Source organism: Cupriavidus sp. GW821-FHT07C08 (assembly GCF_059419025.1).
The window spans coordinates 282,448-294,776 of sequence record NZ_JBWKQZ010000002.1 but is presented as its reverse complement, the minus strand read 5'-3'; the positions used below and the strand labels follow the sequence as shown (position 1 = coordinate 294,776).

Below are 12,329 nucleotides of genomic sequence, written 5' to 3'. Positions count from 1 at the left end.
ATGGCCAACAGTCGATTCGTCTCCCATGTTCGGATGTGGATGCTAGCCGCGCCGCTGATGATATGTGCCATCGCTCCGTTCATACAGGACGATGCCGTATTCGAAGTGAGTGAAGCGGAACAGGGTTCGGTTGAACATGTGCTCGGACAGCCCAAGGCGGACAAGGCAACGATGTTGGCTAACGACCGCTTTGATCGATGGTTTGTCCGGTCTGGTGCGTTGCGCGCATCGTTCTCCGGCTCGGATGCGAACACGGCGCTACCCGATGCCGGCGCATCCGAATTTGGGCGTGGTTGGATGCGGCACTTCTGGTTGACCATCTATCGAGCGGTCTATCGGTCGGCGGTTGCGCATTACTGGCTGTTTGGCGGCATGGTGCTGCTTGCTGCGCTGCTCAACGACGGCGCCGTGTCGAGAAGGATCCGAGCCGCCGGCGCTGGGTTCGCGAACCCGGTGACGTTCCATGTCGCCGCACATGGCTTGCTGCTGTGCTTCGGCTTCGGTGCATCCGCCCTGCTGCTTCCGATTTCCCTGCTGGCCTACTGGTGGACCTTAGGCGTCTGCCTGGTCGGCTTGCTCAGCTGGCGCCTTGCGGCGTCATTTCATGTCGGCAAGTAGTCGACACCATCTTTCTGAATGCCAAAGGCCAAGTGGCTGGCCATCCAAGGAGAAATTATGACCACTACCGATCTAATCCCTGCCGAGCTGCCCGCTACGGTCAGCGAACTGCTTGATCAGCCACTGGCCGCTGTTGCGGTCGACGTTGCCGGCACCGCGGATCGGCCCGATGACGTCGAGTCGGAGCTGCTTGAGATGGAGGCGTCTGCCGACGCCCTGCGGAAGGAAGGCATCATTTCAACGGCTGACCTGGAGAAGAAGAAGGCAGAGGTCGAGCGCACCCGCAAGCTGTTCCGCGAACTCTCGCCGGCAGACCGCCAAGCCATCGTTCGCCGGCGTCGCGAACTGGGTCGTCAAATTCTCGAGCGCGAGCTCGCTGGCGCGGCTGTCGTGGCCGTCGGACTGAAGTTGAATCACACCCGACTGCGGCCGCTGTTCGAGCAATGGTGGCCGTACATGAACCGCATGTCGCTCAACCTGCAGCGCTTCGGTCAGTCGACCTTCTCGCGCAGCGAATTATCGACCATCGAAACGTTCCTGGAGCGTGAGTTGGCAAAGCTCGAGGACTATGTCGACGAGCAGCTGCGCGTCGCAACCGCCTACCGCCAGCAACGCGAGCAGGAGATGCGGGCCAAGGACGACATCGTTTTCGAACCGACGATTACGCGGCCGTCCGTCGAGCTGGAGGTCCAGGCCTACTCTCGCTTTGCCGTCCGAGCGCTTCAGGTCCTCATCAAGTTCGACCAAACCATGGACCAGTTCGATTTCATGGTCTGGAACGGGATCCGCGACATGACGGACGTCAATGACGAGGTCACGAGGTTCCTGCGAAAGTTCCAGCCGCTCGGCCTCCGCTGCTATACGACACACCTGAAGCTGATGACCACCGTTCGCGGCGTCTGACTGTCCGCCTGCACGGTCCCGCTCAGTCACACCAAGTCCCACCAAGCCCTAGTTTCTACCCTCCGTTTAGAAGTAAGAGGATTGGCACTCTGTGGGACGCAGTGCCACTTGGTGATGGCTAGTGGGACCACGTGAGACATGATCTCACTTTCGAACGTATCAACAGACGTCGACATCTGCCCCGAGGTACCACTTCGGGGTACTTGCTGTTTTGAACCGGCACCAAGTGCCACTTACTGCCACACTGCGATCGCCATGTCGCTCGAAAAGGTATTGGAAGGACTGAACCCCGCCCAGCGCGAGGTGGTCGACCTGCGTCAGCACTGCGTCGCCGTGGCCGTGCCAGGCGCCGGAAAGACGGCGACGATTGCGGCGAAGGCAGCCGTGCTGCTCGCCAACCCAGACGTGACGGTGGGCGCGGTAACGTTCAGCAAGGACGCTGCGGTCGAATTGCGTGACCGTATCCTGGCGCTAGCCGGGGCCGATGCCAAGAAGCGACTGCTCGCGGGCACCTTCCATTCGCTGGCCTATAAGCAACTCGGGAAGGGAACCGGCAAGCTCACCGATATCGTCCACGACGGCGTTCGATTCGCTATCGTCGGGCAGATCCTGCAGGAAGGGGGATTTGATGGGAAGGTCGAGGATGCGATCGCTGCGATTGAGCGCGCCAAGATGCAACTGGCCGACCCGCCTTCAGGAACTGTGGAGGCTCAATTGTATGAGGCCTATCAGAGCGCCCTGGCCCGGAACGGCAAGATCGACTTTCAGGACATGCTGCGGTTGGCTGTAGCTGGGATGCAAAGCGGAACCATTGCGCCCTACCGTATGACGTACCTGCTGGTCGATGAGTACCAGGATTGCGACAGCTTGCAATCACGCTGGACGGCGCTGCACGCGGAGGCCGGTTCGATAGTGACGGTGGTCGGGGACGATGATCAATCGATCTACGGATTTCGAAGTGCGCTCGGATTTCGGGGCATGGAGGTATTCATCAAAGAGTTCGACGCACGGTCCGTCATCCTCGGGAAGAACTACCGCTCACACACTGAGATCCTGGACATCGCGGATCGTGTCATTCGAAACAACAAGGACCGTATCCTGAAGGAGCTGGTAGCCCATCGCGGGCCTGGCGGCGCTATCGAGTTCAAGCGATTTGAGGACGAGTACAAGGAAGCCGTTTCAGCCGTTGAGGCGCTGACACCGGTTTTGCGGGCTGGCAAAACGGCGGCCGTGCTGGCGCGGACGAACCGCATTCTCGATCCATTGGAGGCCGTCTGCCGCTCGCACGGTATCAAGTACTACCGGGCAACCGGCCGCTCTATCCTCGATCGCCCGGAGGCAGCGTTGATGGGGGACCTGCTGGAACTGATTCAGAAGTCCAAGAGCTCTGGCATCGATGCCCTGCTAGGTTTCGCCGGAATCAGCTCGCATGAGCTGCAGCTGCTACACACGCAGACTACGGCGAAGCCGGAGGGATCGATTCCGCGAAAAAAGGACCTGGTGCAGGCCGGGATCGCAGAACCAACAGTCGACAAGTATCGCGATTTCCTGAAGAAGCTGGCGGAATGGCAAGCGCTCTGTGAACGCGAGTTCCTTTCCCTCGTTCTCGATGGCGTGCGCGAATGGATGCTCAAGTTTGTGGCGGACGAGCCGGGCAAGCGCGCTATCAATACCGCATATGACGTCCTGACGCGGCTGAACGGTCCATTCTCGGAACGCGTGCTGTTTCTGCGCCAAAAGAATAACGAGCCGGCCGACGACGCCTTGGTGCTGACGACCATGCATGCCTCCAAGGGGCGCGAATGGTCGGCTGTTGTTGTGATCCGGGCCGAGGAAACCATCGTTCCGGACGAAGCCAGTCCGGAGAGTGAGGAGCGGCGACTTTTCTACGTTGCCCTCACGCGCGCCCGCGACTGGCTGCAGATTTCTACGGCAAAGAAGAACCCCACGTCCCGGTTCGTTGTTGAAGCCGGGCTAACTTGATTTATTAAGCAACCGATCGTTCGTGGCGTCTGATGGTTGCGAGCTCCCTGCCATCGCGCGTGCCATAGCCGTCCGGCACTTCATTTTTGTGCGTAGCGGTGGCACTCGGATTTCAAGGAGGGGTTGTTGAGCCCGTAGGCATCCTCATAAGCGAAAAAAGCCTGGAGTCCGCATGCTCCAGGCTTTTAATCGGCATTGACAAAAGGCGTAGCGGGCTTCAAAACCCTCTTGACTCGTCCAACAACAAGACAGTCTGAGTTTATGAAGCCCACCCTTCGTTGTCAATGCTCCCCACAAGTTTGCGCATTGATCGAAGAAGATGAGATATCGCTTCGACGGGCTTCCTATTGCCCGAAGAACAACAACGTGTGGCGGTGCGCCGCACTCTCCGGCCCCTGTCGAAAGCCACGGTTCGCAAGCCAAGCCAGCCAGGTGCGATGCCGGCCGGCTGCCGGAGCGGATTCTCAGAGCGATCGCGTTGGTCTACGAGTCCGATGGGCTCCGCGCTTTGCACATCACCAATCGCCAAGTCTTGGCAACGCTCATCCGCTTCGCCCTGAACCAGAAGGATCCCACCTCGCTCGCCTTCATAAAGAAGGCAACGATTGCGCAGCACCTCGCGATTAGCGAGGCCACTGTCTATCGGGCGCTTGGCGCACTTGAAGACGCCGGGCTTATTGAGCGTGAAAGGCAGCAACGCACGAGGACGCAACTCGAGGTTGTCGGGCGCATCGGGTTCACCGCAAAGTTGCTACAGTGCATCGGGATCGCTAGCCGGGAGCTTGGGCACCCAGAACCTCGAACGGGCTCCGATGAGTCGCGGTCCAGCTCCGCATGTCTCGCACCGGTGAGTGGCGTAAACAACCCCAACCAGTCTTCTACGAAGAAACATTCGGGGCCGAGAGAGTTTGTGCAAATTGATGATCGGGCCGTGCCCATTGATCTAGCGCCTCTCGTGCGTGACCAAGAGCTGACGACGTCCGCCCTCTTCCTTTTGATGCGGCTCGCGAGGGAGGCCGGCCACCGACTGTCGGACGTTGTTTCGGCAGCGGGTCACTTTCTTGGTCCACTCCGGGGACGAGAGCTGTTCGCCTACCTCAAGTCTCTCCTCGGAAGGCCCATAGACTATAGGCATGTCGTCCAAACTCGGAAGGCCCAAGAAGACGAGAGGCGCGCAACCGCCGCGCAGGCGGCACAAGACCGGCTGGAGGTTGCCCAACTCATTGAGCGATACCGTGGGCGACGGGTGTCTGCACCCGACGGTCGGATCTATGAGGTCGACTCGGCGTCGATTGTGATCACCGAGGCCAACGGTCGCCGTAATTCATTAGGGCATGAGCAAGCGCGTGCCTGGCTGATCGAGATGGACAGAGCTGCGACTGGGCTCTCGCGTGCCCTAGCCCAGCCGTCGTCAGCGAAACGGTCATCGTCGGCCATGGCACAGGCCGCTATTGAGCAAGTTCGCGGCATCCTCGGTGGCAGACCTCCTTCCAACATGTTCAGTCGGCCTGCTTAATGAGGGCATCGGCGTTGCGCATTTGGTGGGCCGGGTGGGATTTGAACCCACGGTGTCCTCTCGGAGGCGGATTATGAGTCCGCTGCCTGCAACCAGCACGGCGTCCGGCCCTGAGTATTGCGCACCTGCACTTCCAGGTGCGGCGATTGTATGCGTGCAGCCGAGGTTGGTGGGGGCCGGCCCGCAATAGAGCGGACGCCGCCGTGGCCTAATTTGTCACGCGATACCGCTTGATGCCGGTGAGCGCGGTCCACGCTGCGCGGCGTTAGGCCGGCTTTCCGTCACTAAAGAACGTTGTCCTGACTATTCGCACGGCTGCGGGCAGCCTTCCTCAGCTCACCGGCCACAAATGAACAGAATGAAGTGGCAATATTTGGTCGCTCCATAATGTTCTTTGCGTTTATGTCCGCAGGTTTGAGACCTTGACGCTCGATCGTTCGCGTCCCAATCGTCTTCGTCGTGACGAACTTACGGACTAGGTCTTCACGGGTCGTCATCTCGGCGCTCTCAAAATAGTCTCGAGCCGCGCGGACTTCCTCCAGCCTGCGACGCTCTGCGGCGGCGTCTGCCGCTGCAACGCTCGCCGCGACCGCGGTCTGCGCAGCAGACTTCGATTCGACTTCCTCCTTAGCCTTGTCTGCGAGCTTGGCTTGAACTCTCTCAACTTCCTTGTCTGCTTCGGAAACGCGATAGTCGTTTGCGATTGCATCCAACAAATAGCCTGATGCTCGCTTGACCTTGTCACCGGAACGGATACGCCATCGAACGTATTCGATAGCCTGCTGAATCCTCTCATCCGTCCAGACGCTGCGGTTATCCGCGATTCGCTCGAACTGAGAGTCAGTCAGTGCAAACTCCTTCTCCAATGCCTGGAAGAGCGCCACCGAATTAAGCATGGCCGCTTTGGACGCCAGGGCGGCATCCTTTCGCTTCATCTGGAAACGAATCTGGTCTTTCTTCCTAGACCGGGGTGTCCCCGCACGGGTCTCATAGGACAGTTCAATGTCGGAAAGCTCGTTGATTTGGCTTACTGCTTTGTCAAGGTAGTCACGCTTGAAGTACTTGAACTCCGCGTTATTGGCCCATGACTTGCCCGGTAGATTCCGCACAACATCGAGGGGCAACCAGTCCGTCCGCTCGTCCGATACGTTGGGCAGGATGTGGTCATAGATGGCGCGAGCGTAGATGAGCGTGAACTTCGACGTGACCAGAAGGCTCGTCCAATACGAATTCTCCGGGTCTTTGATGAGCCGTTGAAGCTCTACAGGGACACGGAATCGAATCCGTCCGTCCCTCACACTGACCCGACCGATCAATTCGAGCCAGTCGCCCTCTTCGTCTGAGACCCGCACGGTATCGACATCAGGATTGCGGGCATCGCTGTCAGTCTCGTCGCCGTCATGTGCCGCACCGGGGCTTTCAAGGAGACGGCCGCTCGCGTCCACCGACACAACGGGTGCGCTGGTCACTTCGAGCATCGACGACTTCACGCTGCGAATAACGCTCGAAAAGTGTTTCCTGTTCTTGCTGTCATAGCGCATCAGCCATTTGAAAAAGCTTAGCGAGACTTCGTAGCCTTCCTTGACCTCGGGTTCCTGCGCCACGATAAAGTACGCAGCGTCGACAAACCGGCGAGCGGACATCCCCAGTCCGACAATGCGAGCGAAGACCTTGTTTTTGTGGTAGCCAATATCCTTGTCGGTGGCGACCTCATGTATGGCTGTCTGTGCGGGCGCCATCTCGACGAATAAGTCGAGCGCGTACTGTAGTGGTGTCACCCGCTTTGCTACGCTGCTTGCCATGCCGGGATTCCTGAGAGGGCAGCTTGTTTACGTTATGAATTGCACGAGACTTTAGTCAGGTGATGGTGAGATGTCAATGTGGACTCATCTCACCTGGAATAGGTGCCTCGTGTCGGCCGAGGTACATGATCTCTCACCTTGGTACACAATCTCTCACCTCACGATCGTCGGCTGGTTGAAATTGCTTTTATAAAACAAGCGTATACGAGAGATGTCCACAGGAGTGAATCAAAATCTCTCACCTGAACTACCTATCTGGTCTCTTTTCTCACCTTCGGCTCCGCGATCTCTCCCTTTAGACGTATACAACTACCACCTGAGGGAACAAAGTTTCTCACCTTGCGGTAGGCGTATCCCTCACTTTTGGCTGATAAGTTTTTGATTTTTATGAGGATCACCCTGCTCTGTTTGTAGGTTTGTTGGTTTTTCTTTGTTTACAACACAAACAAACAAACAAACAGACGCCAGTCAAAATTCGGTCGCCATGGGTGGGAGCTGCAGGTGACTGAGTCCCACGCGAGATCCATTGAAGGTGAGAGATTTTGTGCCGCAGCTGTTCGGGCGCTGAAGTCAAGGTGTTATCCGAAGGTGAGAGATTTTGTAACCTGCGATCGCACTTGAGTTTTTGAACAGCGATGAAGCCTTCAAAAGGTGAGAGATTTTGTACCTAGGCTCGTTTTGAGAGTTCGCTGGTGGTCTGCTTGTGGCCACCTCAGCGCGCGTAGGCTTCTTGATTGGCTTGGCAGAGCACAAAATCTCTCACTTTTACAGCCCCCTGGTTCTAGGAAGTGGCTTCTAACTCTGCGGACCAGTCGATCGGGTGAGAGATTTTGTTCGGAGTTCTGTTGATGCTGTGCGTAGGCGTCGCGTGGCTTACAAAAACTCTCACCTTAGGTTTCATCTTGAGCTTTGAAGTGTGGATCGAACAGCACATCGCTGGCGATGGATGCGGGATTGGGTGAGAGATTTTGTACCAAAGAACACGGCTAAGGTGAGAGGTGAGAGGACTTGGCTCTCACCTTTTATGGCTCCTTGGCGACTTCCAAAAGTTCTTTGAGTCGTTTGCGCCACCTCTTCCCATATCTTCCGAAAACGTTGTAAATCAAAGGCTTGTAGCTTAGTTTCGTAAACTTTAGTGATTTCGCTGTGTCGCGGATTACACAAAATATGCGGACGCGTTTGCTCAATTGCTGTATTCTGCGCTTGTCCAAATTTCGGAAAAAGAGCTGCGATGGCGAATATCAGTCAACCGATGCCCATAGACCCGACGGTCACCCTAGCTGAGATTAGCGATTTTGCAGATGTGGTGACCGACTACGCAGTCGAGTTACGTGACCAGATTCTTGCGCCGCGGCCACGTAAGACGGCACCGATGTTTAGTACTTCAGAAATTGCAGAGCTGTGTGGTTTGAGCCGTCAGCAGGTCTTGCACATGGCGAAGAATAGCGACGGTGTGCTGCCTGAAGGGCAGACCGTTGGTCGCGGCCGAACGTTTACTTTGGCTGAGGCAAGAAATTGGGTCCAACAAGTATCGGACATCTACCAGACCCCGCTGGTTGCTGGACCTAGCGATTTCGAAGGCAAGATTATTATCACTTCGCAATTGAAGGGTGGGTCCGCAAAAACGACTACGACTATGTGCTTAGCGCAAGGCCTTAGCTTGCGTGGCCGTAAGGTGCTGGTCGTCGATTTGGACCCCCAGGCGTCCCTTTCTGAGTTGTGCGGCTTGTACGCGGAGAAGGAGGTATTCGCCGATGACTCAATTCTGCCTTTCATTTACAACCAGGATGTCGAAGGTGGCTTGGAAGCGAAGTTGCAATCGACATACTGGGATGGCCTGGACGTTATTCCGGCTCACACGGAACTAGTGGGTGCGGAGTACCACCTCCCTGCTATGCAGATGAAGGTGCCAGGATTCAAATTCTGGCAGGTACTCCGTGATGGTCTCCAGCCACTGCGAAAGAAGTATGACTACATTATTCTGGATACTTCGCCGTCGCTGTCCTACCTCAACTTGAACGCATTGATGGCGGCCGATGCCATGGTCATGCCCATGGTGCCGGAAAACCTGGACTTCTTTAGCTCCTTGTCGTTCTGGCGACTCTTTTCGGATGTCGCAAAGTCATTCATGAGATTCGAAGCCGATAAGAAGTACGACTTCGTGTCAGTGCTCTTGACGCGAGTTAACTATGGGCCCACATCGGCAGCTCCTGTGGTGCGAACTTGGGCTCAAGGTGCATATCGGCATTGGCTCGCCCCTTTTGAAGTGCCTGCCAGCTCAGTGATGAGCTCCGGCGCACTGGCATTTACCACGGTGTTTGACATCAGCAGCTCACACAGCCAAGCCAAGTCGCTTCAGCGTGTTCGGCAGCCGCTGGTGGATTACTGCCGTTGGGTTGACGACATGTTTGTGAAACAGTGGAGGCCTGCACAATGAGCAACATTCGCGAACAAATGCTCGCCAAGACGGCGAACATCCGCTCAACGGCGGACCGTAAGCCGGATGCCACTCGTCGAGCAAATCGGACTGAGACAGCGCCAGGTATGGCGGGCGCATTGGCTGCCGCGCAATTGAGGGTTCAAGAGTTAGAGGCGACGGGGTTGCCTTCGGAACTGCCGGTTGCGGATATTGTTCCCAACCCCTGGCAGCCGCGGCGCACCTTCAATGAACTCAAGCTGACAGAGCTTGCTGAATCGATTCGCGAGGTTGGGTTACTGCAGCCTATCGTAGTACGTCGCGTTGAGCCAGGTTTCCAACTTGTGGCCGGTGAGCGCCGGTGGCGTGCACATAAGATGTTGGGGCTCGAGAACATCAAGGCTGTCGTCGTCGACTGCAGCGACGCGGACATGATTGTGTTGGCCTTGGTCGAAAACATCGGCCGAGACGACCTTTCCGACTACGAGATCGCCTTGTCTATTCAACGTTCGGAAAAGGAGTTCCCGAACCGTACACGACTTGCGGAGGCGGTAGGCTTGTCCAGGCGAGGGCTTTACAAGTTCATGGCTTTCTATGATTTGCCCGATTTCGTGAAGCATGACTTGGACCTGCAGCCAAGTCTTCTTGGGAGTAACGCCGCAGATGCACTGGCGTCTTGCCTGAAGAAACACGGAGAGGCGGGTGTGTCGGCAACTAGAGAACTATGGACCGATGTCGTCGGGGGCCATCTTGATCAGGGCAAGCTCGCCGCGGCCGTAACCGCATTGGCTACTAAAAAAGTGTCGGGCTCAGCGGCTCGCGAGCGCTCCATCGAAAAGTTCTTTGCTGGTCAGAACCACGCGGGCAGCATCACAAAGGATATAAAGAACTTTACAGTAAAAATCAAAACCGGAGTTCTATCCGACTCCCAGGAGACGCGGATTCGCCAGTTCATCAGCGAACTATTCAGTGGCACTCCAAATTGATGCGCAGTTTAGTCACATCAGAAGCCCGCCAATGGCGGGTTTTTTTACGGCTTAAGTGTGCCTAAAAGGCCGACTCAGAGCGAGGGTGCCTACGGCCGCCAGAACTGTGCTTCTAGGCATAATCGGCGGTGGCGCGAGGTGTGCCTATTAGGCACAACTTGTATCGCGTGACTTCAGTTGCTGAGATATTTCGTCACTTCGTCTGTGCCGCGTGCGCGCTCTGCCTGGACGTGGATGAAGTCGTCTGTTGGGAGCGTATATGAGGAGGCGCTGCAGGACGTCAATGGGCATCAGCTTTGCGGCTGGCTGCGTGGGAAAGGTGACAGACGAATGGAACCTACAAGCGCGCCGCGCCACACGCTTGCCGGGCAAGTCGGTACTCTGGTCGTCAACCCCGTTTGAACCTAACAAGTACTGTCCGGCGAAAAGCCGTTACCGGCCAGTGTGTTTGTCGTCTCAGTCGGGCTGAAATGCTTACCCGTGGGCCCATGGCGTGTCCGAAATCCCTACAGGGGATAGAAGCGCGAACGAACTCAATGATGAGTTGAAGTCGTAACCCGGCCGTCCCAACGCAACAGAATGGCGTCCACTACCGTGTTAGAGGAAAGGTATCTCTTTAAGTTACCCAATTCCCAGAGGACGGTGGGTCCGCCTGAGGTTGTGGCACGCGCAACCGTGGACGCGTCCCAGTCTGCTGACGGCGCCGCTAGAGCCGGGCCCACTCGCCCTCGACCGCAGCCTACCGTCGGTGTGTCTAATAGGCGCACTCCTGGCGCCGTTCGCTGAGCGCGCCTATTAGGCACAGTGAGGGCCCACCTTCCCATTGTTCGAATGACAAGGTCATCTGGAGGCCGAGACGAGCTCCGCTCCCGCAGCCTAACAATGGTGTATAGGCTAGTCATCCTGTGGTTATGCCCGTTGTGACGGCGCCAAGAACGTGTGCCTATTAGGCACACTCCGGAACCTCCGTCCTCTTGTGCGCAAGCCGCACTGTGCGTAGCTATGCTTAGCGGCACACGACGTCGCAACCGGACAGACGGTGATTTTGCGTTTGTAAAAGTCTCGAAACACTACAATTTGGTGACCTTACAAGAAGCTACCCGCCGCGACCCACAATCTTGGTGTTCTTGCCGCAGTGAGAAAGGGCCACGAAGGCCGGATATAGAAGCATGAGGATGCTCCTCACTGCCATCGCAGATCTCGACGCCGGAACAGACAACCGCGCGGTCGGCGGGCTTGTCGGCTGAGGGCGGCCTCGCTGCAACTTTGGCCACGGTGCAGGGCCAAGACGCCGGACAGGCTACGCGCCCAATGCTAAAGGAGCTCACACGCCTCGCCAGTCATCGCATTCGACTCTGGTGCGAAAACTCGGCCGTTGCCGGTTTGGCGCCATGCGCGCTAGGTCGGATGGGCCGGTGCCAAGTATCCCGTCGCTTATGAAGCCGTGGGCCTCTGCTGAATCCCACCTGTCGGATGACGGACATTTGTCTTAGTGGGGAGGAAGTGTGCTGCAGCTGGGGCACGTTCCCAATGAGATCATTCTGGTGAACCGCGGCGCAGTAGCCGGCTGGTACCCCGCTGGCCTCTAGCTTGATTACCGGCTCGTGTAACAACTAGAGCGTTTTGGTCAGCCCGACCCTACGCGGGTTGGCTCGTCCCTGTTGACGCTATGGCAGCGATCATCCTGTTCGCTTGGGATTGCACTCTTCCCTTGTTGTCACGTATGGCTCTCAAAAAGCTTGGCGATTTCATGTAAGGTGCGCTTTCTCTCCGAGGGCACATACAGCGAAGTCGTTTGCAATGAGGCATGGTCCAGCAGCCTTTGAAGGACATCTGTCGGGACATCATTGGCTACCGCATGGGTGGCGAGGAAGGTGTTCCGCAATGGATGGGGCGTAGCAGCTGCCGCTCCACCTGATGAAGAAGTAACGTCGTATCCCCTGCGATGCGCTGCAACGCCCGTTGACAGCATTCGGTAGAGCCCATCCGGGGAAAACCATGGCCCCGTCAGTGCTGGTATCTCCGCGCTTAGCTTAATGTGGATTGACTGTGCTGCGGGCGTAGAAGGCATTCACCACAGGGGAGAGCAGGGAGAGCTCCTGGTC

General features: G+C 57.1%; 7 protein-coding genes and 1 tRNA gene. 5 read left to right on the top strand and 3 right to left on the bottom strand.

The features are described from left to right. The 3 genes from AC07UK_RS04500 to AC07UK_RS04490 all read left to right on the top strand — a co-directional run bounded on the left by AC07UK_RS04500 (position 1) and on the right by AC07UK_RS04490 (position 3,504). On the top strand, positions 1-618 hold the full coding sequence (locus tag AC07UK_RS04500; RefSeq protein WP_058698211.1) for an IncC plasmid conjugative DNA transfer DtrJ family protein: 618 nt from the start codon (positions 1-3) through the stop codon (positions 616-618). Between the two features lie 57 nt (positions 619-675). After that, positions 676-1,521: a hypothetical protein gene (locus AC07UK_RS04495; protein WP_058698212.1), complete on the top strand. Its 846-nt coding sequence runs from the start codon at positions 676-678 to the stop codon at positions 1,519-1,521. A gap of 255 nt (positions 1,522-1,776) precedes the next feature. Next, the gene (locus AC07UK_RS04490; protein WP_058698213.1) at positions 1,777-3,504 is read left to right on the top strand and encodes an ATP-dependent helicase; all 1,728 of its coding nucleotides are present in this window, start codon (positions 1,777-1,779) and stop codon (positions 3,502-3,504) included. Positions 3,505-5,043: 1,539 nt separating this feature from the next. Here the strand turns inward: AC07UK_RS04490 and AC07UK_RS04485 are convergent. Next, positions 5,044-5,131, bottom strand: a tRNA-Ile gene (locus AC07UK_RS04485). 173 nt (positions 5,132-5,304) lie between these two features. Further along, complete coding sequence (locus tag AC07UK_RS04480; protein ID WP_058698215.1) at positions 5,305-6,822, bottom strand: replication initiation protein; 1,518 nt, start codon at positions 6,820-6,822, stop codon at positions 5,305-5,307. 1,231 nt (positions 6,823-8,053) lie between these two features. Between AC07UK_RS04480 and AC07UK_RS04475 the strand changes: the two genes are divergently transcribed. Then, entirely contained in the window at positions 8,054-9,259 is a 1,206-nt protein-coding gene (locus tag AC07UK_RS04475) for a ParA family protein (RefSeq protein WP_171514465.1), read from the top strand. After that, positions 9,256-10,224 (top strand): ParB/RepB/Spo0J family partition protein, encoded by a 969-nt coding sequence (locus AC07UK_RS04470; protein WP_058698216.1) that lies wholly within the window; start codon positions 9,256-9,258, stop codon positions 10,222-10,224. The genes AC07UK_RS04475 and AC07UK_RS04470 overlap by 4 nt, the downstream gene beginning before the upstream one ends. Before the next feature lie 1,717 nt (positions 10,225-11,941). On the opposite strand, the gene AC07UK_RS04465 is transcribed toward AC07UK_RS04470, so the two are convergent. Then, positions 11,942-12,196: a tyrosine-type recombinase/integrase gene (locus tag AC07UK_RS04465; RefSeq protein WP_233528064.1), complete on the bottom strand. Its 255-nt coding sequence runs from the start codon at positions 12,194-12,196 to the stop codon at positions 11,942-11,944. Positions 12,197-12,329 lie beyond the last annotated feature (133 nt).

Bases quoted from the DNA above. Each gene is read 5' to 3' on its own strand.
- AC07UK_RS04480 (WP_058698215.1), bottom strand. From the start codon at position 6,822: ATGGCAAGCAGCGTAGCAAAGCGGGTGACACCACTACAGTACGCGCTC.
- AC07UK_RS04475 (WP_171514465.1), top strand. From the start codon at position 8,054: ATGGCGAATATCAGTCAACCGATGCCCATAGACCCGACGGTCACCCTA.
- AC07UK_RS04500 (WP_058698211.1), top strand. From the start codon at position 1: ATGGCCAACAGTCGATTCGTCTCCCATGTTCGGATGTGGATGCTAGCC.
- AC07UK_RS04470 (WP_058698216.1), top strand. From the start codon at position 9,256: ATGAGCAACATTCGCGAACAAATGCTCGCCAAGACGGCGAACATCCGC.
- AC07UK_RS04490 (WP_058698213.1), top strand. From the start codon at position 1,777: ATGTCGCTCGAAAAGGTATTGGAAGGACTGAACCCCGCCCAGCGCGAG.
- AC07UK_RS04495 (WP_058698212.1), top strand. From the start codon at position 676: ATGACCACTACCGATCTAATCCCTGCCGAGCTGCCCGCTACGGTCAGC.
- AC07UK_RS04465 (WP_233528064.1), bottom strand. From the start codon at position 12,196: ATGCTGTCAACGGGCGTTGCAGCGCATCGCAGGGGATACGACGTTACT.